Raw genomic sequence first — 23,630 nt, 5'->3', positions numbered from 1 at the left:
TCAGGCCACATCCGGCTGGCCTGATTTCCTTTTTGCCATGATTTCTGCAATCGTTTTTATACGGCTCAACTCCTCCTGAGTCCGGGAATTAGTTTGTGCTTCCCAGACGTCGACGTTTAGCTGCAGGTTCAACCAGAATTCAATGGTGGTATCGAATGCCTTGGCCAGTCTGATTGCCATATCGGCCGTCAGTTTACGATTATTATTAACGAGAGCGCTGATGGTGTTACGGTGCACGTTAAGCATTTCCGCGAGATCGCTAATTTTCAGATTGAGCGGCTCAAGATATTCATACTGCAACACATCGCCCGGCGTGGTGGGTTTGCGTAGAGCCTGTTGAAGAGTCATAGGTAATGCCTCATTTGTATGGCGTGTACTTGTGCGGAGAGAGGTAGAGATCGTCTGCTTTGCCCTCTGACCACCTGAATACCAACCTGTATTGCCTGTTAACGCGAATCGCAGAGTACCCTGCAAGCGGGGGATTCAGCGATTCATACATATTGCCTGGCGGGGATCTCAGCTCCCGGTGCGAGGTGGCAGCGTTGATCATATCCAGCTTCCTCGCTAAGGCTGATTCAAGGCTTGAAGGGATCACATTGCTGGATTTCCCGTACAGAAAAAAATCCTTAAGCCATTGATCACGAAAATGATTAATCATAGCGCTTATGAGCTCCACTCCATGAAGCTATGTGAATAGTAATGCACTCTTGCACAGTGCGCAAGTGCGTTTCGATTGGCGGCTATGTTACCCTGATGCAGGCTGAAGGAAAGCGGAAGGCGTCATTAAAAGCGGTTTCTTCGAGGCGGATTCCAGAAAAGGGGGATTGTGGTGTGGGTGCGGCATGATGCCCTCTCCCACAGGGCTGAAGAATCCCCACAAATTACTGCGAGCAGCGAATCATCCCCTCGCCCCTTTGGGGAGAGGGTGAAGGGGAAGATCGTAGCCGCCGCCCGGCGAAGACTACCGCTCCCTCAGCGCCTCCTTCGCCCGGTTAAACGGCTTGATCAGATAATCCAGTACCGTTTTCTCTCCGGTCTTGATGTCCACTGTGGCAATCATCCCCGGCACGATCGAGAAATGCCTGCCCGCCTTATTCACCAGGTAATCCTGGCTGGTGCGGATAAACACGCGGTAGTAGAACACCTCCGGCTTGGCCTCGTCCTGGATAGTGTCCGGTGATATGGTCTCCACCACCCCGTGCAGCCCGCCGTAGATGGCGTAATCGTAGGCGGTGATCTTCACCAGCGCCTCCTGGTTCGGGTGGATAAAGGCGATGTCGCGCGGCGAGAGGCGGGTTTCAATCAGCAGATGATCGTCCACCGGCACAATCTCCATCAGCTCGCCGTTGGGCGGGATCACGCCACCGATGGTGGTGACTTTGATGTTTTTCACGATCCCGCGCACCGGGGATTTTACCGTCAGGCGGGTGACGGAATCCTCGCGGCCTTTGAGGATCGCCGAGACCATATCCACCTCGGCGTTGGCCTTGGATAGCGCCTCGCGCGCCTGAACGTAATACTGGGAACGCACGTCGGTGAGCTTCAGCTCCAGGTCGCTTTTCTGCCGCTGCAGGCGGAGCACTTCCACGTGGCTGGCGGCGCCGGTTTTTACCAGCCGCTGGGTGATTGCCAGCTCTTTGTTTGCGAGATCTAACGCTGAACGCAGTTCACGCTGCGTGTCCTCCAGCTGCGCGCGGCGCGAATTGTAGAGCCGCGTTTCGGCGGCGGTCAGTTCGGTCCATTTCTCCAGCGAAGGCGGGAACTTCAGCGGCAGATCGTTCACCTCGGCGTACAGACGGGCGCTGGAGGCCAGCGACGCGCGGTAGCGCGCCGCGCTTTCGCCGACGTTCGATTCGGAACGCGTTGGATCCAGCCGCGCCAGCACCTGTCCGGCCTGCACCTGATCGCCTTCGTGTACGTTCAGCTCGGTGAGGATCCCCCCATCCAGCGACTGCAGCACCTGCTCGCGCGAACTGGGGATCACTTTTCCGGTTCCCGTTGAGACTTCATCCAGCATCCCAAACCACGCCCAGACGCCCAGCGCCACAAACATCAGCAGCGAGAAGATCACAATTCGCCGCGCGCCGGTATAGCCGCTTTCTGAGTCGAGCGCATTATCCAGATCGTCCATCGCGGCTACGTCACGCTGACTGATTTTCATTTTTCCACTCCCGTCCGGTTGCTGCCTGCTGCTGTTGCTGCATTCGGCTGTTGTTCAGCGCCTGCGCTTTTGGCGCGTCCATGACCAGCATCCCATCTTTCAGCACGACCACGCGCTCCACCAGCTCCAGCACCGGCACGCGGTGGGTGGCGACAACCAGCGTCCGGTTGCCGAGCCACGCCCCCAGGCGCTGGATAAATTCCCGCTCGGTGTGTTCGTCAAGGGAGGCGGTCGGCTCGTCCATCAGCACGATATTCGGATCGCGCAGCAGCATCCGCGCCAGCAGAATCGACTGCCGCTGCCCGCCGGACAATCCCACGCCATTCTCCATAATCGGGTAGTCCAGCCCCTTTGGCAGCTTCTGCACAAAGCTGGCCGCGCCGCACATCTCCAGCACCTCGAAAATCTCTTCGTCGGTGGCGCGCGGCATGCCGAGGGTGATGTTCTCGCGCAGGGTGCCGTAAAACAGCCGCGCGTTCTGGGTCATAAAGCCGACGTTTCGCCGCACGTCGGCCACGTCCAGATGCGGTAGGCTGAGGTTGTCGAGCCGCAACTCGCCGGCCGCCAGATCCATGCCGCCCGCCATCGCCTGCAGGAGAGTGGATTTGCCCGCGCCGTTACGCCCGAGGATCGCCACTTTCTCGCCCGGCCTGATCTCCAGACGGTTAATGCGCAGCGCCATGCGCGGATCTTCCGGCTGATAGCGGAACTGCGCCTGCTCGAAAAGATAGTGTCCGCGCAGCACGTCCTGGCGGATCGGCGTCTCTTCACGCTGATTTTCAGTAGGAAGCTGCATAATGCTGTCCAGCCCCTCTTTGGCGGCCTTAACCTGCTGCCAGCGGGCGAGCACGCCGCACAGCGTCGCCATCGGGGCGATCATCCGGGAGGCCAGCATTGAGGCGGCCACCACCGAGCCGGTGGTTAGCGTGCCGTCAATCACCATAGGCGCGCCAACCACGATCACGGCGGCGTAAACCAGGCTCTGAACGGTCATCCCCCAGCTGATCAGGTTCTGCGTCAGCTCGCGGGTGCGCAGGCCGGATTCCGCGGTGATCTGGATATAGCTGTTCCACTGCTGTAAAAAGCGGTTCTCCGCCTGCATCAGCTTGATGTCCTCCAGCCCCTGCACGCTCTCCACCAGCACCGCGTTGCGCAGGGTGGATTCATGCGCCGACTGCTTCGCCAGCTCCGCCAGCTTCTTTTGCAGCAGCAGGCCCGGCAGGACCATGATCACTGCCGCTACCGGGGCGATCCACGCCAGCTGCGGGGCGATGATCGCCAGCACCACCACAAACAGGAAGAAGAAGGGCAGATCGACAATCGTCGAGATGGTGGAGGAGGTGACCATCTCGCGGATCTGCTCCAGCTCGCGCAGCTGGGAGATAAAGCTGCCGGTGGAGCGCGGAATGGCGCTGTGGCGCAGCCGTAACGCGTGGCCGAACACGCGATCCGAGACGCGCAGATCCGAGCGTTTGCCCAGCAGATCCATAATGTGCCCGCGCGCAACGCGCAGCACAAAGCCAAACAGGGTGGCGATCAGCACCCCGATGGTCAGCACGTAGAGCGTCGGGTAGGACTGGGCGGGGATCACCCGGTCATACACCTGCATGGAAAAGACAATGCCGGAGAGGGAGAGCACATTGATAAACAGCGCCGCCAGCATCACCCAGCTGTAGGGGCGCAGGTCGCGCATCACCAGCCGGTAGAGCCAGTCCGGACGGTACTTTGAGATGTAGGCGTCCACGCGGCTGTCCTTAAGCGCGGCCAGCGGACGCAGGGCGATAACGTGGCGGATGGCGGGCAACATTGCGCTCATCGACAGGCGGTTGGTGTATGTCTTGTCGTCGAAAAAGCTGACCTCGAGCGTATCTTCTCCGTCGAAATTCTCGATCACGCCGATTTTTCCGTCGTTCAGCGCCACCACCACCGGCAGACGCCAGCTGTTGATCGATTGCTGATCGGCCGTCAGCAGCTGGAACGTCAGCCCGGCTTCACGGGCAAGCTGAGTCAGCGCGGGCACCATCGGTTTGCCTTTCAGCCACGGCGCGCCCGCGACGAGCGAGCCTGGCGAACAGGCAACGCGGTAGCGCGTGGCGACAAAGCCAAACGCCTGAGCCCACTGCTCCAGCGCCTCATCCGTCATCGTTTCCCCCTGCGGGATGTCGCGTTGCTTCATGGCTGGATCTCCACGGTCTGGATGGTGCGGTTATCAAGATCGAACGCATGACGCAATTGCCCGGTGTTATACAGGCAGTTGAGCTGCAGCTGATGCAGCTGACCGAGGGTCTGCTGCTGGGTAAAGCGCGCCTGATAGACCTCCTGCTCGGCGTTGAGCACGTCCAGCAGCGGGCGCGAGCCGAGATCGAGATACTGCTGCTGGTAGAGCTCGCGGGTGCGGGCGCTGAGCGCCTCCTGGCGGCCCTGAATTTGCAGCGTGCTTTGCAGGCTCATGACCTGGCTGCGGGCCTCCAGCAGCTTCTGGCGGACATCGAGGCGCGTGCGCTGAATGGTCGACTGCGCCGCTTCCACCGCGTGACCGGCGGCGTTGCGTCGGGCGGTGAGCCCGCCGCCCTGATAGAGCGGCATCTGGACTTTCACCCAGGCGGAATATTGGGTGCGGTCCCGCGTTTCGTTACCCGCGTAGCGATCGTTCAGGTAGTGACGGACTTCCGGCTCCAGCGAGACGGTTGGCGTCATCTGCGCGTCGGCGTAGTCAAGGTTAGCCTGAGCGACGTTCGCCTGTGCCCAGGCGGCGAGGACCGCAGGCACCAGACGATCGTCCGGCTCGGCGATATCGCAACTGCGGGCCAGCTTCTGCGGAAAGTCATTGCTGATATCGTTCAGGCTGTTCCAGCCGAGAAAGCTCATCAGCGTGGCGCGGGCGCTGTCGAGGCTGGCCTGATACTGCATCAGCTGGGCGCGCGCCCCTTCAATGCGCGCGTCGGTCTGCACCACGTCAGACAGGGAAGTGGCCCCTTCGTCGTTACGCTGGCGGGTCAGGGTGCCTATTGATGAGAGGGCGTCAAGCTGCTCTTTGGCGGTGTCGACCATCTGCTGCCAGGTTTGCACCTGCACCATGGCGATAGCGGTATCGTGGGCGATGGTGTCGATGCTGACCAGCACGTTGGCCTGCTGCTGGGCGACCCCGGCGTTTTCGGCCCGCACCTGGCTTGCCACTTTGCCGAAGTCGTAGAGCATCTGTGAAAGAGAGAGCACCAGCGACGGCGTAAAGCCGTTCTGGTCGCCGTCGTGGGAATAGCCGTTGTCCATGCCGGCGTTGATTTGCGGATAGTATTTCGATTTGGCGACGTCGACCTCTTCGTTCTGTTCGTAGAGTTTGCCCACGGCTTCAGCGATCGCCGGGTGCCAGGTGACGGCGCGATTAACGGCCTCGCCAAGCTGTAGTGAACCGGGAGCGGCTTTGCCTGCCACCGGAGCGACGCGACCATTTAGTGAGGGGAGTTCCTGCGTTTCGCGGAGCTGTCCGGTATTGATGGTTGCCGCCGGGTTTGCCGCGATGGCGGGTACAGATATCAGGCAGCACGAGAGCCACCAGTAAGGCATCTTTATTCCCATGTCTTGTCCCTAATAAATAAGTACAGCTTTATTATTTATGCCCGGGCGCTGTGCGCCCGGGTCATGTCCTGCAGGTGCTATCAGGTAATGATGTGTTGCTGGTTCACAAGCTCGTCGTACGTGGTCTGCACGTTATCAAGCGTAACGAGTGCAGTATTAGTGTAGGTGCTCCCTGCGCCGTCACGGTCGATGGAGATCACAGTGTTGCTACCGCTTTGCGTGACATTGATATAATTCCCCAGCGAGGCGGTATTACCGTCCCAGCCCACCAGCAGATCGCCAATGTCGATCTTGTCTCCCTGCGCCAGGGAGAAGTTCGTCCAGTGGTCGCCGCCGGCGCTGGTGATGTTGCCCCCCGTCGCGTTGCCCGCCGTGCTGTTCAGCACCTGATAAATCAGCGTGTCGCCGTAGGCCGTACCGCTAATCACATCGTTATGCTCCGAACTGATAAATTTCGGCGCCATGTTGATGGTCAGCGACGCGGTGTCCGTGGTGCCGTTGGCATCGGTCAGGGTGTAGTTAAAGACCTCCTTTGTGGTAATGGTAGAGAGCGATATCCCCGGGTTGAGCGTATAGGTGTAACTGCCGTCTGCGGCAATCGCCAGCGTGCCGTAGTGACCCGTGATGCTCGACTGCGTGCTGCCGGTGTAGGGATCCAGCGTAGTGGTAACGCCGTCGTAGCCGGTAATGCTCACGCGGGTATCCACCGAGTGCAGCTGGTCCATCGTCCCTGCGGAACCGGTGCCGTCGAAAATGTTGCCGTCAACGGTGTGGGTGCCCGTGGCGTCGAACTGCGACAGCGAGTAGCTTGTGCCGGTGACGCTTGGGGTGATGGTGATATTTCCTACTCCCAGCGGCCCCATTCTGCCGGTATAGCTCAGGGTGTAGGTCCCCGCCTCCAGGTCGAGACCCGTCAGGTTGACCGTTGCCGTGCCGCCCAGCAGCAGCCCGCCGTTGAACGAGCCGGTTCTGACGGTGGTGGCGCCGTTGGTCAGCGTCCAGTCAACCGTCAACCCTGTAAGCGTCAGCAACGAGGCGACGTTAAACGATAGCACCACGTTGTGCAGCGCGGTATTGGCATCCACCACGAAGGTGCCGGAGCCGGAGCCCTGGGTTGAAGCGAGCAGCGCGGCGTTCCAGCTCGCCGACCCGACGGTTGTATCCGAGTACGCGGCGGTGTGGTGTACCGACGTCACGTCCATCGCGGTGCTGACATCATTCACCGCATTCATCGGCTGCGCGGTTGGGGTGATGTTGAGCGAAGCCGTGTCTTTCGTGCCGTCCGGCGCGGTAATGGTGTAGACGAAGGTATCCGGGGTGCTGATGTGGTCAACGCCGACGCCGCTATTCAGGGTGTAGGTGTACTCCCCGGCCGCGTTGATGCTCAGCGTACCGTACTCACCGGTAATGTTCGTCAGACCGCTGCTGTTCACCGCTACGCCATTAACTTCCGTCACCAGCGTGCCGACTGGCGCAATATCATCCGACAGAACGTCCCCGGTAGTGCTCGCGCTGACGCTCGCCACGCTGTAGACATGATCCTGCAGCACGTCCAGCGTGTAGGCCGTCAGGGCGGTGATCCCCGCAGCCGTATTCAGCAGGAACAGGTACTCACCGGCCGGCAGCTGCAGCGTCAGCTGAGGCGAGGTGCCGCCCAACAGCGGCGCGCGCAGCCAGCCTGGTTCAACGCGCATCTGCTCGAAGGTCTGGGTCGCGTTGTTGAACTTATAGACGTACAGATCAAACACCGACGCCAGCGCCACGCCGCCTACGGAGGCCTGGATGGTCATGGTGCGGGTAGTGCCTTCCTCCACGTTATAGATGATGGGATTGGTCATATCGTCCAGCAGGTTCAGCCCCAGCGTGTTGCCGAGATTGATTCCCACCAGGGTAAAGCCGCCCTGGGACGACGTACCGTTGTCAATCGCGTTGACGGTGGTATCGAAGGTCAGCGAGTTCGTATCGTCAACCGCGACAATACCGCTGGTGGCGGTACCGGTGCCCAGCGACAGCACTAGATTCGCCGACGCGCTGACGCCGTTATGCGTGATGGTGTAGCTGAAGCTCTCCGTCCGGCCAATCACCGATGCGCTGGTGTTGGTCAGATCGTAGGTGTAACTGCCGTCGCGGTTAATGGTCAGCGTACCGTACTGACCCTGGATCACCGTGCCGTCGGCAGTGACGCTGGTGGTGACACCCTGGGCGTTAGTGACGGCCGTGACCGTTGCCCCTGCCGGAGCGTTGTCGCTGCCTGCGGTTGGGTCAACGTCGGTGATCACGTTACCGCCGAGGCTGGTGTCGCCCGTAACGGTGCCCGGCCCGGTCTCTTTCACCGCCACGTCGAGGCTGGTGTAGGAGCCGGTTGCCAGCAGGTTGGTGTTATAGCTCAGCACGCGGTAGTTGCCGTCTGCCAGCCCGGTCAGGTTCAGCGATACGCCGGTTGCGCCGAGGGTCAGCAGGTCAGCAAACTGCGGCTGTCCGGTATCGACTACGGTAGTCCAGGTGTTGTTAACGGTGTCAAAGCGCTGAACCACCAGCTCAAGGGTGTTGAGCAGAGAGAGCACGGCCCCCGTGGCGTTGGCGTTCACGACGATATCCGCGCTGCCGCCGCTGCCCACGGTGAAGTTGACCTGAGCGGTGTCATTACCGAGCAGCGTCAGGACGTTGCCCACGGCGCCGACCAGCAGGAAGCCGTAGTCGCTGTACTGGCTGTTGGTGACGGTGGCCGTGGTGCTGAGATCCAGCTCTTCGACATTATTGCTGGCGGAGAGCGGCACCACCGGCGCGAGCGCCGAGCCGGGCTGTGAGATATTGCCCGCCGCGTCGGTGGCGGTGATTTGCAGCGTCTGGCCTTCAGTCTGTTTGTTAACGAAGGTGTAGCTGTACGTGCCGTTGCTGCCCGCTGTGGTCGTGACCGTTGAGCCGTCCGCGAGACGGATGGTGACGGTACTGCCTGCTTCAGCATTGCCGGTTAATACGCTACCGTCGGCGTTGAAGGTTCCGGTTGGTGCCGTTGGCGCGGTCAGATCGACGATAATCGTCGTCACGGCCGATGCCGGGCTGGTGTTGCCTGCGGCATCGGTGGCCGTGGCGGTGAAGTTGTGGGTGCCCTGCGTCAGCGTGGTGGTTTCCGGCAGCGTCCAGTTGCCATTGCCGTCGGCGGTGACGGTGCCCACCAGCGTGATGCCATCGTAGATCCGTACCGTTGCATTCGCTTCGGCGGTCCCGCTCAGGGCCGGACGCGTGTCGTTGGTCGGGGTGGTGCCGGTTACCGGACCGATGACGCTACCGACATCATCAATTACCGAGCTGATGACCGGCGCTGCCGGAGCAAGGGTATCGACGTTAATCGTGTACCCGGCGGTTGGCGCGCTGGCATTGCCCGTCGCATCGGTGGCGGTAAAGGTCAACGTGTGCGGGCCGTTGCCCAGCGCCGGAGAAGGCGTATAGCTCCACGCCCCGCCGGTGGCGATCACGCTGCCGATCTGCACGCCGTTATCGAAGATTTTCACCGTAGAACCCGCTTCCGCCGTACCGCTGAGGGTTGGCTGCGCGTCGTTGGTTATTCCTCCGTTCGCGACTGGCGTTGCCGCATTGCCGACGTCATCCAGAATGCTGGTGAGCACCGGCAGCGCTGGCGGCGTGGTGTCAATCGTCAGACTGAAGCTTGCGGACGACGCGCTGGTGTTGCCTGCGGCATCCGTAGCCTGCGCGGTGAAGCTGTGCGCTCCCTCTGTCAGCGTGGTATTGAGTAAGATACTCCAGCTGCCGCTGCCGTCTGCGGTGCCCGTCCCGACCAGCGTGGTTCCCTCATAGATATTCACGGTGGCAAACGGTTCGCTGGTGCCGACCAGCCGCGGTACGGTGTCGTCGGTCGTCTGCCCGGACGTGATTGGCCCGGTAATGCTCCCCACATCGTCAATCGCCTGGCTGATAACCGGCGCGGTGGGTGCCGTGCTATCGACAACCAGCGTAAAGCCTGGCGAGGCGGGGCTGATGTTCCCTGCGGCATCGGTGACCGTGGCGGTCCAGGTGTGGCTGCCAGCCGCCAGCGGCGTGGACGGCGTAAAGCTCCATGCACCGGTACCGTCTGCCAGCGCGGTGCCGACAGGCTGCCCGTTTTCATAGATGGTGACCGTGGCGTTGGCCGTCGCGGTGCCGCTCAGCGTTGGCGTGGTGTCGTCGGTGCTTTGCCCGGAAGTGAGCGGGGTTTGAATACTGCCCACGTTATCTGCCGCGGCTGAAATGACCGGCGCAGACGGCACACCCGTATCCACCGTCAGGTTAAACGGTGCCGTTGCAGTACCCACGTTGCCCGCCGCGTCGGTGGCGTTGAAAGTAATGGCATGCGGTCCGTCGATCAGATCGGTACCCGGCGTGAAGGTCCAGCTGCCCTGGGCATTGACCACGGCGGTGCCAATTTCGTTGCCATCAACAATCACGTGCACCGTAGAACCCACGTCGCCCGTACCGTTGAAGGTCGGACGCGCGTCGTTAGTGCTGTTACCCGACGTGAGCGTCCCCGTGGTCGGTGCGACATCGTCAATCACGCTGGTCACCACCGGCACGCCGGGGCCTGCGGTATCGACGGTGAAGGCGAAGACCGACGAGTTCGCCGAGGCGTTGCCCGCGGCATCCGTTGCGTACGCGCGCAGGGAATAGCTGCCGTCGTCCAGCGGCGTGGTCGGGGTGAAGGACCAGTTACCGTTTACGTCGACGGTCGTCGTACCCAACTGCGTACCGTTATTCATGATGTAGATGGTGCTGCCTGCCTGTCCGGTGCCGCTAATCGTTGGGGTGTTGTCGTTGGTCGCCTGCCCGCTGATGAGATTGCCTGTGACGCCGCCAGGGACGTTATCACTTACCGTATCCAGCGTTGGAACCGTCGGCGCCGTGAGGTCAACCACCACGCTCCACGGGTCGGAGAGCAGGCTCAGGTTACCCTGCGGATCGGTTGCCTGAACCGTGAACGCGTGTGGCCCTTCGACAAGCGCGGTCTCTGGCGTAAAGCTCCACGCGCCGGTGCCATCAGCCGTAACCACGGCAATCTGGGTAGCGCCATCGAAAATGGTCACGATGCTGTTTGCGTCCGCTGTCCCCGAAAGGGTTGGCGTGGCGTCGTTCGTTTCGCTGCCGCTGGCTACCGGGGTGGCGGTATTGCCCACATTATCCGTTACGCTGGTGATGACCGGCGTGGTGGAAATGGAATCCACCACGATGGTGAAGTCCGCCGAAGGACCGCTCTGATTTCCCGCCGGATCGGTCTCGCGGATGGTCAGAACGTTACTGCCTTCTGGCAGGGTGGGCGTGGTGTAGCTCCAGGTGCCGGTATTACCAACCACCACGCTGTCCAGCAGCACGCCGTTGTTGTAGATGGAGATGGTATCACCCACCGCGCCGGTGCCGGTGAGGGTCGGCTGGCTGTCGTTGGTGGTCTGGCCGCTGGTCAGCGGACCGGTGACAGGACCCACGTCATCAATGACCGAGCCAATAGTTGGCGTGCCCGGCGCGGTCAGATCGACGGTTACGCTGGCCGCCGGAGAGCGGCCGCTGGTGGCACCGTTGAGGGTCGCGGTCACCTCAAAGGTGTGCAGCCCCTCGCCAAGCGCGGCCGGCGTATAGCTCCAGTTGCCGCTGCCGTCGGCGGTCACCGTTGTCAATGGCGTCGTGCTACCGTCCTGATAGATAGTAATCACGCTGCCCGCTTCGGCCGTACCGGTAAGCGTTGGCGTGGTGTCGTTGGTGGTTTTGCCTTTCACATCGCCGGTGACCGGGTCCACGTCATCGACGATGGCCGTAATGACGGGTACCTGGGGCAGCTCAAGCGGCGAGTCGGTAACGATAAAAGGCACGTCAGCGCTGGCATTTCCTGCTGCGTCCGTGGCGGTCACGGTCAGCGTGGTTGGATCCAGCTGCGCCGGGCTCAGCGCAATGGAGAAGCTGCCGTCGCTGCCGACAACGCCGGTACCAATGACCGTAGTACCGTTTGTCACGGTAATGATGCTGCCCGCTTCACCGGTACCGGTCAGCGGTGTTCCTTCATCTGGCAGGCTCATGTTGCCCGGATCTGCCGGGGCAACGGTATCTACCGTCACGCTCACCGGTGCGGAACTCCCTGAAATATTGCCCGCCGGATCGCTGGAAGAGACGGTGAAGGCATACTGGCCATCCGGTAGCGTTGTGCCTGCGGTCCAGCTCCAGCTGCCGTCCGACTGTATCGTTACCGGTGCTCCTGACGGGGTACCGTCGATGGAGACGATAACGGTGGCGCCGGGCTCGCCGGTCCCGGTCAGGGTCGGCGTGCCGTCATTCGTATAAAGCAGGTTATTAGACAGCTGGCTGCCCTCAACCTCGGTAATGGCCGGGACTTCAGGCGCAAGGGTATCGAGCGTGACGGAAACGACCGGGCTCGGCGCGCTGACGTTACCTGCGGCATCGACTCCCGCAACGGTGATGTTCAGCAGGCCGTCCTGCTGTGGTGGCAGGACAAAGCTCCATTCTCCGTTAACGACATCGACACGTCCTACCTCAACGCCGTTGTTGTAAACGATGACCGTGTCGCCAGTCGTGCCGGTACCTCCGACGGTTGGCGTCGCATCGGTGATTAAGCCCCCATTCGGCTGGCCCCCGACGGCGTCAAATACCGGAACATCCGGTGCTACGGTATCCACGGTAATCGTAATCGCTGGCGACGGGTCAGAGACGTTGCCCGCCTCATCGGTGGCGGTGGCGGTATAGACGTGGCTGCCTTCCCCAATATTACTGTCAGGACGCCAGCTCCAGTTGCCGTTGCTGTCTACCGTCACGGTGCCCACGATGGTCGGTGTGCCGTTAACGGTATCAGTGATGTTGATAACGTCATTCGCCGTACCGGTGCCGCTCAGGACCGGGCGCGGATCGTTGGTGGTTCCGCCATCGGGAACGGGGCCGGTTATCTGGCTGACGCTGTCGGTAATCACCGGTGCTGCTGGTGCTGTTGGCGCATCGGTATCAATGGTGATGGTGACCGGCTGCGACGGGGCGCTTTCGTTGCCCGTGCCGTCCATATTGGTGACGGTCAGGGTAATGTCATAGGTGCCGTTAGGCAGCGGGGTAGCTGGCGTCCAGGTCCAGTTGCCGGTGCCGTCCACGAGCACATCATCAAGCTTGACCCCACCGTTGTAGATGGTCACGGTATCGCCCGGATTGCCGGTGCCGCTCAGGGTCGGCGTGGTGTCGCGGGTGGTTTCTCCCGGGTTCAGCGGCGTTTCTGTGCCGTCAGGATTGACGGTGATTGCCGGGATCTCCGGCGTGGCTGGCGGAACGGTATCTACCGTCAGTTCAAACGGCGTTGAGATGGTGGTATTGCCCGCGGCATCCGTGGCATGCACCGTCAGCGTATGCGGGCCGTCGGTGAGCGGGATAACGGGGGTAAAGCTCCAGCCGCCGCTGCCGTCGAGGGTCGCGGTGCCGAGCAGGGTGGTGCCGTCATAGACGGTAATCACCGCATCTGCCGGCGCGGTGCCGCTCAGGGTAGGCGTGGTGTCGTCGGTGGTGTCGCCGCTGGTAAGCGGCCCGTTAACGCCGCCGACGTCATCGGTTACGGTGGCGATGGTGGCCGCCGCTGGCGGCGTGGTATCGACGGTCAGGGTAAAGCCGCCTGACGGCTGGCTGGTATTACCCGCTCCATCGGTGGTGACGGCGGTAAAGGTATAGGTGCCGTTAACAAGCGGTGTGGTTGGGGTATAGGTCCACGTGCCGCTGCTGTCGATCACAATTGTCGTGAGATCGACGCCGTCCTGGCGGATGGTGACGGTTGAGCCCGGCTCCGCGGTGCCGTTTAGCGTCGGCGTGGTGTCATTGGTGCTGTCGCCAGAGTTGAGCGCGCCGAGGCGCTCTGGCACGTCATCCACCACCTGGGTAATGACCGGCGCATCCGGGGCAACGCTGTCAATGATGATGCCCCAGCTGTTGGAAACGTCGCTAATGTTGCCCGCCGCGTCAGTTGCGACGGCGGTCAGGGTATGTTGACCCTCAGCGATCGGGGTGTCCGGAGTAAAGCTCCACGCGCCGAGGCCATCGGCGACGGCGGTTCCAATATCAACCCCATCCACGCGGATGGTGACCGTGGCGTTGGCCGCGGCGGTACCGCTGAGCGTCGGAGTTGAATCATTGGTGGTCTCATTGAGGTCGAGCGAGCCGGTGCGTCCGGGCACATCGTCAACGACCTGCGTAATCACCGGGGCGGCCGGTGCCGTCCCGTCGACGATAATGGTCCACGCGTTCGATTGTCCGCTCGGGTTACCGGCGGCATCCGTCGCCGTTGCCGTCAGCACGTATGTGCCATCGGCCAGCGGTGAGGGCGGCGTAAAGTTCCACAGGCCGGATGAGGGGACGACCACCGTGCCGATGATATCGCTGCCGTTGAAAATCGTGATGGTCGAACCGGGTTCGCCCGTGCCGTTCAGGGTCGGCGCCCGGTCGTTGGTCAGCCCATTCTGGTCCACGGGACCGGTTGTGTTCAGCACGTCGTCAATCACCGACACGATAACCGGGGCCTGCGGTGGGGTGATATCCGGCGCTGCTGCGGAGGTTGCTGGCCCCGTGTTGCCCGCAGCGTCGGTGGCGTCTGCGGTCAGGATTTCGCCGTTGAGCTTAGGCGGGGTCAGCGTCAGGCTAAAGTTGCCCTCGCTGTCGGCCACAGGGGTGCCAAGGATAGCGTCGCCTTCACGGATGGTTACCGTGCTGCCAGGCTCCGCGGTGCCGGTGATGGTGCCGCCATCATTCGATACGACGAGGTCGCCGGGGGCCAGCGGCGGCGTGGTGTCCACGGTGAAGATGATTGGCTCTGAGGCCGCACTCTGGTTTCCGGCTGCATCGGTTTCAACGACGGTTATCGTGTGCGTTCCGTCCGCGAGCGGGCCGTCTGGCGTGACGCTCCAGGTGCCGTTCGGCAGCACCGTTGTGGTTCCAACCGCAACGCCGTTATCGTAGATAGTGATTGTGCCACCGGGCTCGCCCGTTCCCGCCAGGATCGGCTTTGACGCATCGGTAGGCGTGCCTGCGGTTATGGTCCCTCTGATCGCACCCGTGTCGTCGGTCAGCACAATCGCGGTTGGCGCGGTCGGCGGAGTAAGATCCACGGTGAGGGTAAATACCGGTGAGGCCGGTCCGAGGTTGCCGGCGGCATCGGTTGCCCGCACGGTAATCTGGTGGGTGCTTTCAGTCAGATCGGTTGACGGGGTAAATGTCCAGGTGCCGTTGCTGGCGACGAGCGCCGTGCCAATGGCGACTCCGCCATCATAGATGGTTACGGTGGAGCCCGCCTCCGCGGTGCCGCTGAGCTGCGGGCGTGGATCGTTGGTGCTGCCGCCGTTTGTGACCGACCCCGTTTGAGGATCAATATCGTCCGTCACGCTGCCGATCGTTGGGGCATCGGGTGCGGTGAGATCCGGCGCCGTAATCGTTGTGCCCTGGCTGGTATTCCCGGCCGCATCCGTCGCGGTGGCGGTCACCTGTTCGCCGTTGGTCAGCGGAGTGCCGAGAGACACGGTAAAGTTGCCGTCACTGCCTGTTTTTCCGGTGCCAAGGACGTTGCCGTTCGCGTCTTTCAGCGTGATGGTACTGCCGGGCTCGGCGGTACCGGTGACGCTTTTACCGTCCGACGAGAACTGAAGGCCGGAGGGTGCATTCGGCGGTGTTGTATCCGGGTTGGTGGGATCGACTGGCGTACTGGGGTTAGGGTTAGGATTGTTGTTATTCCCATCATCGTCATCCCCGCCGCCCCCGCCGCTGGAGCTTGCCACCGCCGCGATGGCGCCAGCCGCGACAATGCCGCCCAGCGCCCACGGCCAGATGGCGGCACCACCTGCATCACTCCCGGATGCGGCCAGCAAGGCGTCCGTGGACGCGATGGATTCGTACGTGGCGGCTCCGGTGGGATCTTCAATCCACCATAACGCACCGTCACTCTCCTGGAGCACCAGCTGGCTCACGCCCTGCGCGTCGGTGACATAGAAATTTTTAAGGGTGATCACTTCCCCTGAGTGCAGTGTCACCACCAGATCGTTACCACTTCGCGCGAAGTGGGAGACATCGGCTCGCTCTACATGAAGCTCAACGATAGAGGAATGGCTCAGCGTAACCTGTGTGCCTTCCGTAGTCGTTTCCACGCCAGTGAGTTTTGATATAACAGAGATTTGGCTCATTTAGGTATTACTCCAGCAGAGTTATCGTGAACGACGAGCAAGACGAGCCATCTCTGGAGAAGGTAAAGGGCGCCCCCGGCGGAGTTACTGTTTTTTAAACAGCACTCACCGTCTTTTTTAGAGCGAACGATGCCCGCCAGGATTCAGAGTGGCAACATCAGAGCGAATGTAATTACTTACGAGACAGAATGTTTGTTATGCGTATTTTGTGCCTTATAAAACCCTGTAATTAATAGAGGATTTGGTTTTGAGAATATAAAAATGATATAGCCAGAAAACGGTGAATGTGCAAATTAAGCTTTCGTAAATAAAGAGGTAGGTCGTAAAGAGGCCATTAATTTATTGATGAGGTTTATGTATTTGTTTTATTAATAGATTGTTTTTGTTGGATATTTTCTGATTGTAGTATACTTTTTTATTTATGTTTTAGATGTAGTTTAATAATTGGCAGTGTCGTTTTTGAATGCAATTAAAAATGTTATTATTTAAAGCTGCTTAATCATGGTTTAAGTTAGGATAACATTCTTGATGTAGGATATATTATATTAATAGAGATTTAAAATATATTCTTATGTGGTGTTGGAATTATGCTACTGCGAGCAGGAAATATAATAACCTGCTGTATTTTCAATACGGTCATTCATTAACCTGATACTGAGGGCGAAAAAAAATGACCGCAGGGATGGGCATCCGGACATTTGCATCAATCCTATCTGTCGTCATAAGGCGGCGAACAAAAAGGGGCAGATATACACGACGTATCGCTTATATTCGAAGCAATAAAAAAGGCCGCTAACGCGGCCCTGAGGTGAGTATGTCGGTTATTCAGTGACTTTCTTTTCCAGCTCGCTGGCACCTTCTTTGGTTTTGTTCCAGCCTTTCTCTGCGCCTTCTTTAGTGGCATCCCACCCCTTCTCGGTGCCTTCTTTGGTTTTATGCCAGGCTTTCTGGGAATCTTCGCTGACTTTGCTGCCAAAGCTTTCGCTTTTACCTTCCGCAGCATGCTGCTGTTTCAGCTTCAGCTCTTCGCCTTTGTTCTGCTCTTCGTGCAGTTTTTGCTTCGCTTCGTTGGCGTTTGCGTTCGCCGCAGCGACGGTATCGTCAGTTGCATGTGTGGTCGCAGCAAATACTGGGGAAGCCAGCAGAACGGCAGATAATGCGATAATTGTTTTTTTCATAATATCCTCATTTAACGTTATCGGTTATGAGCGTGATTCAGCATGGCACAGACGAAGCGGGGTGGCTTTAGGAAAAAACTGTAATGAGATCAAAGTACCCAGGTAAGCGCCTCCTTGCTTGAGGATCACCCGAAGGATAAAAAACCTATTTCTATGAGGGCTGCAAGGGTCAGCAGAATAAAGAAAATAACGACCATGGGTCTGTACATTTTAAGGCTCCATCCTTGTGTGATGTCTTGTCCAGCGTACGGGATACATCGTTAAGCCATCCCCGGCACGACATATCCCCTGAGTGAATTGTGTCCGTTTTTACTTTTCCATGGGAGGAGGGCGGTGTCGTTGATGTTTATCAAAGGGCAGCGGCAGGGTAAGGAAAATCTGCATGAAAGTTTCTGGCCTTGTTAGCGTTGAACGCTTTGCGTTGCTGCTGGCTGTCGCCACTGGCGGACGTGCTCGATCAGGGCTCTTAGCTTGGGCGCCATATTATGACGCTGGGGAAAATAGAGATAAAAGCCTGGAAAAGACGGAAGAAACGTATCCAGCAGGGCAACAAGCTGCCCCGTTTCAATATACGGAGTGAATGTATCCTCCGTGGCTAAGGTTATGCCGCCGCCGGCCAGTGCCAGGCTGAGCATAAGGCGCAGATCGTTTGTGGTGATCTGCGGTTCAATCGCCACATCGAAAGGAACGCCCGCCTCCTCAAATTCCCAGCGATAGGGGGCAACGTCCGGGGCTGGGCGCCAGCCGATACACCGGTGAGCCACCAGCTCGCGGGGGTGCTCAGGTACGCCGTGAGTCGCCAGATAGGACGGTGAAGCCACCACCCTCTCACGCTGCTGACCCGTAAGGGGAACGGCGATCATGTCTTTTTCAATAACTTCACCCAGCCTTACCCCGGCGTCATAGCCCGCCGCCACGATATCGAACTCCTCGTCCGACACGAAGATATCAAGCGATACCGCAGGATGCGCAGCCGCAAACGAAGCGAGCAGCGGGCCAGAGAGAAACGCTTCCGCGATTGAGGTGACCGCGATTCTGAGCTGGCCGCGCGGTGTGCTGTCCGACGCGACGTCTTCAAATGCCGCTTCAATATTGGCGATAGGGGCCTGCAACGATTTACGCAGCCGTTCACCTGCTTCAGTGAGGCTTACCGAGCGCGTGGTGCGCATCACCAGCAGGGTTTGAAAACCATCTTCAAGCCGCCTAATCCCCTGGCTGACAGCGGAGCGGGTTATGCCCAGCCGCGCGGCGGCAGCGCTAAAGCTGCGCTCCTCGGCGACCGCCAGAAAAACGGGTAACAGATTGAGATCGATTTTCATTGTTTAAAATTGCTAACCAGTGAGTCCAGTAAATGCAGGATACAAGAAACAATGGTGAGTATCTATTATCACGTTGAACTCAACGTAAGGAGCAAAACATGAACAAAGTTATCTTAATTACCGGTGCATCAAGCGGTATCGGAGAAGGTATTGCCAGAGAGTTAGGCAAGGCAGGCGCGAACGTTTTCCTGGGCGCTCGCAGGCTGGATCGCATCAACGCCCTGGCTGCTGAAATCCGCAGTGCAGGGGGGGAAGCAGAGGCCGCAGTCTTAGACGTTACCAGCCGCCAGTCGATGGCTGAATTCGTACAGGCAGCGCGTGAAAAGTGGGGCCGCATTGACGTGCTGATTAACAACGCGGGCATCATGCCTCTTTCTCCGCTTTCGGCAGGCAAGCAGGATGAGTGGGAGCGCACCATTGACGTGAATGTCAAGGGCGTGCTGTGGGGGATAGGCGCCGTTCTGCCGATTATGGAAGCCCAGGGGTCGGGACAAATCATTAATATCGGCTCGATTGGTGCCTTGTCCGTGGTGCCCACGGCTGCCGTCTACTGTGCCACCAAATTCGCCGTACGGGCGATTTCGGATGGTTTACGTCAGGAAAGTTCGAACATCCGCGTGACCTGCGTTAACCCTGGGGTAGTGGAAAGCGAACTGGCCTCGACCATTACGCACCCGGAAACCATGGCGGCGATGGACGCGTACCGTGCTATTGCCCTCAAACCTGCTGATATCGCCCGCGCTGTGCGCCACATCATCGAGGCGCCTGAGAGTGTCGATACAACAGAAATTACGATCAGACCGACGGCATCTGCGAACTAACGTTGCGGATGAAAAAATGCAGGTTAGCGCAGCTGGTTTACAACAGATCTGACTGGTCTGCGAATCCAGACTACGCTTGCTAAAAAATGGTCGTCTGAATTTCGGTTGTGACGTTCATACTGAATGCTTAGATTCATTTTCAATCTATTGAGAGGAAATGAATATGAATTTTGCAGAACTCCACAACCAGGAGCAGCCCCTGCTTATCGCTAACGTTTGGGACGCCGCCAGTGCTGTCGCAGCGCAAGAAGCAGGCTATCAGGCACTGGGAACGTCCAGTGCAGCAATAGCGTCCATGCTGGGATATGAAGACGGGCAGGGAATGCCGTTTGATGCGTTATTTTATGTGGTCACCCGTATCCGGGCTGTCAGCAGCCTGCCATTGAGCGTTGACATGGAAGCAGGATATGGTGATTCAGCCAAAGAGATAGTCGCTAATCTCAGGCGCCTTGCTCAGACAGGCGTAGCAGGCGTTAACCTTGAAGACAGCAGAGTCATTAATGGTAAGCGTCAGCTTGACGATATCTCTGATTTTTCCCGTAATCTGAGAACAGTATGCAATGCGCTGAGAAGCGAAAACTGTAGCCTGTTTCTGAACATTCGGACTGACACTTACCTGCTCGGGCATGAAGACGCATTGCAGGAGACGATATTACGGGGTCAGAGCTATAAAGCTGCAGGTGCTGATGGCCTTTTTGTTCCCTGTCTGACGTCAGAGAAAGACATCAGCCTCATTGCAGAGGCAACGGGTCTGCCTCTGAACGTCATGTGTATGCCCGATCTTCCGTCGTTCGACAGGCTGAAGCTGGCCGGGGTAAACCGCATTTCAATGGGCAATTTTGTTCATTCAGCCATGCAGTCAACGCTGAGTGATGTAATGCATGCGATTCGAGCTCGTCAGACGTTTGCAGGACTTTTTAGCGATGAAAATAACCGATAAGAATTTGTGTGATATCTGGTATCAGGCATTACTCGAACGAGATTCAGAATATACCGGCGTATTTTTTGTTGGCGTCAAAACTACTGGCGTATTCTGCATTTCGGTATGCCGGGCGCGAAAGCCCAGGCGCGAAAATGTTGAATTTTATAAAGATGCCAAATCTGCCCTGGCGGACGGCTTCCGTCCCTGTAAGGTCTGCAGACCCGCTGAAAATGCGCACAGCGCGCCATTATTTGTTGAACAGGCGCTTGCGCTTGTCAGGCGCGATATTAAATCCCGTGTGGCTGACGCGCAGCTTCGCCAGCACGGAATCAGTCCGGAGCGGGTAAGACGCTGGTTCCTGCAACATCACGGCATCACTTTCCAGGCTTTCCAGCGAATGCAGCGGGTGAACGTTGCCTTGCAGGAGCTTAAAAGCGGACGAGCGGCTACTGACGTTGCGCTGGACAATGGCTATGAATCCCTGAGCGGGTTTGGTTACATCTACAAGCGGCTTACTGGCGCAGCGCCGACTCAGGCAACCGAGGTGATTGTCATTCATCGGTTTACCACTACGCTTGGGCCTATGTTTGTCTGCGCGACTGAGCGGGGAGTGTGTCTGCTGGAGTTTACCGATCGCCGGATGTTAGAAACGGAATTCCGCGATATCCAGCGTTTATTTAACGCCAGAATTGTCACCGGAGAAAACAGCCATACCCGGCAGACAGTAAAAGAAATCAGCGAGTATTTTGCCGGAACTCGACGACAGTTTGAGCTCTCTGTGGATGCCCCGGGCAGCGATTTTCAGCAATCCGTCTGGCATGAGTTGCGTGCAGTTCCTTATGGACAGACCTCGCACTATCAGGCCATTTCGCTAGGGATGAATAAGCCCAATGCTGTGCGCGCCGTCGCTGCAGCTAATGGTGCAAACCGGATTGCGATTGTGATCCCTTGTCACAGAATAATTGGCAAAGATGGAAAGATGACGGGTTACGGCGGTGGTATTTCGCGCAAAGAATGGCTCATTGAGCATGAGCGAAACAATGTTTGATGGCGTAATGTTCCATTGTTGCCGGAATATTTTACGCACTTCGCGGGATAAAATGCAGACACAAAAAAGCCCGCAGGGCTTGCGCCGTGCGGGCTCTTAGGACTTCATCGGATGACTCTGGTAATCACCGATGGAGAATTTTGGTGGAGCTGGCGGGAGTTGAACCCGCGTCCGAAATTTCTACATCCTCGGTACTACATGCTTAGTTTGTCTTTACATTCGCACGCCAGCTGCGGACAGACACGCCACTAACGAACTAGCCTGATTAGTTTTAACGCTTCAACCCCAGGCAGGGCTTCCACGCGATCTCTTTTGGGTTTGACCTCTCTTTGATCCCCGTCTTAAGAGCGGAAGCTAGGGAGAGAGGGCTCAGAGCAGGTTATTAAGCTGCTAAAGCGTAGTTTTCGTCGTTTGCGACTATTTTTTTGCGGCTTTTAACGAGGCAAACCGCCCCTCGGCATGCACCTTGGGTTTCGCAAATCCCGTCGAATCCAGAATCAGCCCCAATAGTGTTGAACTAAGTATACCAGATTTCACTTCCTGGATACCAGCCCGGAACGCTAACTTATTGAATAGTACAATAAGTGTGCAGAATCAACGTCCTGCGTTTTTCATGATGCGCGCTTTATCCAACTGCCACTCGCGTTCTTTCAGGTCAGTACGTTTGTCGTGCTGTTTTTTACCTTTCGCGACGCCAATTTTCACTTTGCACCAGGCATTTTTCCAGTACAGTGACAGGGCGACCACGGTGAAACCTTCGCGGTTGATGCGTCCGTAGAGGGATTCCAGCTCACGCTTGTTCAGCAGCAATTTACGCGTGCGCGTTGGGTCACACACATAGTGTGAAGAGGCGACGGTCAGCGGCGTAAAGTTCGCGCCGAACAGGAAGGCTTCGCCATCTTTCAGGATCACGTAGCTATCGCCGATGTTGGCTTTCCCGGCGCGCAGCGATTTTACTTCCCAGCCCTGCAACGCAAGGCCAGCTTCGAATTCTTCTTCAATGAAATACTCGTGGCGAGCACGCTTGTTGAGCGCAATGGTCGCCGAGCCTGGTTTATGTGCTTTTTTCTTCGTCATAAGTGTCGTAAAGCCGTCGGTAATCTGATTTCAAAAAGTCACCTCATTGCGTCCTGTGAGGTCTAACGCGCTATCTTAGCACGAGATGAGGCTTAGCGTTTTTTTAACAGGTGATAAATGTTATTATTTGTCCGTTGTGTGACCATGGGAAATGCTATGCCTCAGATTAGCCGTACTGCGCTTGTACCTTACAGCGCGGAACAAATGTATCAGTTAGTGAACGATGTTCAGTCTTATCCAGAGTTCATTCCGGGATGCACCGGAAGCCGCGTACTGGAGTCCGGCCCAACCCAGATGACCGCGGCGGTGGATGTCTCCAAAGCGGGGATCAGCAAGACGTTCACCACCCGTAATACGCTGACGAGCAATCAGAGTATTTTGATGCATCTGGTGGATGGTCCGTTTAAAACCCTGATGGGGGGCTGGAAGTTTACGCCGCTGAGCGCTGACGCCTGCCGCATTGAGTTCCATCTGGACTTTGAGTTTACTAATAAGCTGATTGAGCTGGCGTTTGGCCGCATCTTTAAAGAGCTGGCGTCAAATATGGTTCAGGCGTTTACCACCCGCGCCAAAGAGGTTTACAGTGTCGCATAAGATTGCTGTAGAGGTGGTCTACGCGCTGCCGGAGAAGCAGTATCTGCAGCGCGTGACGCTGGAAGAGGGGGCGACCGTTGAGGCGGCTATCCGCGCGTCCGGCATCCTTGAGCTTCGCAGAGATATCGACCTGGCGAAGAACAAGGTCGGGATTTACAGCCGTCCGGTGAAGCTGGGCGATGTGCTGAGGGAGGGCGACCGGGTCGAGATTTATCGTCCGCTGATTGCCGATCCGAAAGAGCTGCGTCGCCAGCGCGCGGAGAAGGCGGGTAAGTAGCGCTTCTTCCCCTCACCCTGTTCCTCTTCCCAAAGGGGGGAAGGGATAAAGAAAAACAAAAAAGGTGCTCGTTGAGCACCTTTTTGCATTTCTGGTTTCTGATTATTTTGTCAGGGCAGGTTTGTTATCGATGTTGGTCAACACACCGGCGCTGCTGAAGGTCAACGTCAGGGTCTGCTGGGTCACGCTTTCGTGGCCTGGCTGCTGACGGAATACATAGAACCAGGTGTTAGTGCCGAACGGATCGGTCATCATCGGGGTTCCCAGTGCATAAGCGACCTGCTGTTGTGTCATCCCCACGCGGATTTTGGACACATCGTTAGGGGTAAGGTAGTTCCCCTGGTTGATGTCAGGACGGTAAACCACTTTCTCCAGAGTGGAACAGCCTGCGGTCAACATCAGAAGAACCGCTGCGGCAGCGGTCAGCATTTTACAACGCATAGTGATTTGATTCCTTTTCGGGCCCGAGC

At 58.2% G+C, this 23,630-nt stretch carries 15 protein-coding genes and 1 other RNA gene; 5 read left to right on the top strand and 11 right to left on the bottom strand.

Going from position 1 to position 23,630, the window contains the following annotated elements:
- The 8 genes from IM303_RS06015 to IM303_RS05980 form a co-directional block, all read right to left on the bottom strand.
- Positions 1-348 carry a HigA family addiction module antitoxin gene (locus tag IM303_RS06015; RefSeq protein WP_047367527.1) on the bottom strand — a complete coding sequence of 116 codons (348 nt, stop codon included), beginning with the start codon at positions 346-348 and terminating at the stop codon, positions 1-3.
- A gap of 10 nt (positions 349-358) precedes the next feature.
- Positions 359-658 carry a type II toxin-antitoxin system RelE/ParE family toxin gene (locus IM303_RS06010; RefSeq protein WP_048957972.1) on the bottom strand — a complete coding sequence of 100 codons (300 nt, stop codon included), beginning with the start codon at positions 656-658 and terminating at the stop codon, positions 359-361.
- Between the two features lie 303 nt (positions 659-961).
- Entirely contained in the window at positions 962-2,131 is a 1,170-nt protein-coding gene (locus IM303_RS06005) for an HlyD family efflux transporter periplasmic adaptor subunit (protein WP_088204896.1), read from the bottom strand.
- 10 nt (positions 2,132-2,141) lie between these two features.
- On the bottom strand, positions 2,142-4,337 hold the full coding sequence (locus IM303_RS06000) for a type I secretion system permease/ATPase (protein ID WP_028014148.1): 2,196 nt from the start codon (positions 4,335-4,337) through the stop codon (positions 2,142-2,144).
- Positions 4,334-5,737 carry a TolC family outer membrane protein gene (locus tag IM303_RS05995; RefSeq protein WP_041908566.1) on the bottom strand — a complete coding sequence of 468 codons (1,404 nt, stop codon included), beginning with the start codon at positions 5,735-5,737 and terminating at the stop codon, positions 4,334-4,336. Before IM303_RS05995 ends, IM303_RS06000 begins: the two co-directional genes overlap by 4 nt.
- 80 nt (positions 5,738-5,817) lie before the next feature.
- Positions 5,818-15,924 carry a BapA/Bap/LapF family large adhesin gene (locus tag IM303_RS05990; protein ID WP_048998573.1) on the bottom strand — a complete coding sequence of 3,369 codons (10,107 nt, stop codon included), beginning with the start codon at positions 15,922-15,924 and terminating at the stop codon, positions 5,818-5,820.
- Positions 15,925-16,745: 821 nt separating this feature from the next.
- The gene (locus IM303_RS05985; protein ID WP_028014145.1) at positions 16,746-17,102 is read right to left on the bottom strand and encodes a hypothetical protein; all 357 of its coding nucleotides are present in this window, start codon (positions 17,100-17,102) and stop codon (positions 16,746-16,748) included.
- A 401-nt stretch (positions 17,103-17,503) separates the two neighbouring features.
- Positions 17,504-18,421: a LysR family transcriptional regulator gene (locus IM303_RS05980; RefSeq protein ID WP_048998575.1), complete on the bottom strand. Its 918-nt coding sequence runs from the start codon at positions 18,419-18,421 to the stop codon at positions 17,504-17,506.
- Between the two features lie 98 nt (positions 18,422-18,519).
- On the opposite strand from IM303_RS05980, the gene IM303_RS05975 reads away from it, so the two are divergent.
- The 3 genes from IM303_RS05975 (at position 18,520) to IM303_RS05965 (ending at position 21,212) form a co-directional block, all read left to right on the top strand.
- Positions 18,520-19,242 (top strand): SDR family oxidoreductase, encoded by a 723-nt coding sequence (locus tag IM303_RS05975; protein WP_193359713.1) that lies wholly within the window; start codon positions 18,520-18,522, stop codon positions 19,240-19,242.
- Positions 19,243-19,405: 163 nt separating this feature from the next.
- The gene (locus IM303_RS05970) at positions 19,406-20,182 is read left to right on the top strand and encodes an isocitrate lyase/phosphoenolpyruvate mutase family protein (RefSeq protein WP_193359712.1); all 777 of its coding nucleotides are present in this window, start codon (positions 19,406-19,408) and stop codon (positions 20,180-20,182) included.
- A complete protein-coding gene (locus IM303_RS05965; RefSeq protein ID WP_045631577.1) occupies positions 20,166-21,212 on the top strand; it encodes a bifunctional transcriptional activator/DNA repair enzyme AdaA in 1,047 nt (348 codons plus the stop codon). Before IM303_RS05970 ends, IM303_RS05965 begins: the two co-directional genes overlap by 17 nt.
- A 141-nt stretch (positions 21,213-21,353) precedes the next feature.
- On the opposite strand, the gene ssrA is transcribed toward IM303_RS05965, so the two are convergent.
- Together ssrA and smpB are read right to left on the bottom strand one after the other, a co-directional pair.
- Positions 21,354-21,717: a transfer-messenger RNA gene (gene ssrA, locus IM303_RS05960) on the bottom strand.
- A gap of 89 nt (positions 21,718-21,806) precedes the next feature.
- Positions 21,807-22,289, bottom strand: coding sequence for an SsrA-binding protein SmpB (gene smpB / locus IM303_RS05955; RefSeq protein ID WP_024908331.1), 483 nt, complete (start codon positions 22,287-22,289; stop codon positions 21,807-21,809).
- Between the two features lie 156 nt (positions 22,290-22,445).
- Between smpB and IM303_RS05950 the strand changes: the two genes are divergently transcribed.
- Together IM303_RS05950 and IM303_RS05945 are read left to right on the top strand one after the other, a co-directional pair.
- Positions 22,446-22,883 carry a type II toxin-antitoxin system RatA family toxin gene (locus tag IM303_RS05950; protein WP_014832955.1) on the top strand — a complete coding sequence of 146 codons (438 nt, stop codon included), beginning with the start codon at positions 22,446-22,448 and terminating at the stop codon, positions 22,881-22,883.
- Positions 22,873-23,160, top strand: coding sequence for an RnfH family protein (locus IM303_RS05945; RefSeq protein ID WP_048998847.1), 288 nt, complete (start codon positions 22,873-22,875; stop codon positions 23,158-23,160). Before IM303_RS05950 ends, IM303_RS05945 begins: the two co-directional genes overlap by 11 nt.
- Before the next feature lie 102 nt (positions 23,161-23,262).
- On the opposite strand, the gene bamE is transcribed toward IM303_RS05945, so the two are convergent.
- Positions 23,263-23,601, bottom strand: a complete 339-nt coding sequence (gene bamE / locus IM303_RS05940) for an outer membrane protein assembly factor BamE (protein ID WP_028014132.1) — start codon at positions 23,599-23,601, stop codon at positions 23,263-23,265.
- Positions 23,602-23,630 lie beyond the last annotated feature (29 nt).

Origin of the sequence: Enterobacter cloacae complex sp. P38RS (assembly GCF_014930775.1) — a bacterium.
Classification (GTDB): Bacteria; Pseudomonadota; Gammaproteobacteria; order Enterobacterales; family Enterobacteriaceae; genus Enterobacter; species Enterobacter bugandensis.
The sequence above is the reverse complement of the archived record's forward strand: the minus strand, read 5'-3'. Positions and strand labels throughout refer to the sequence as shown.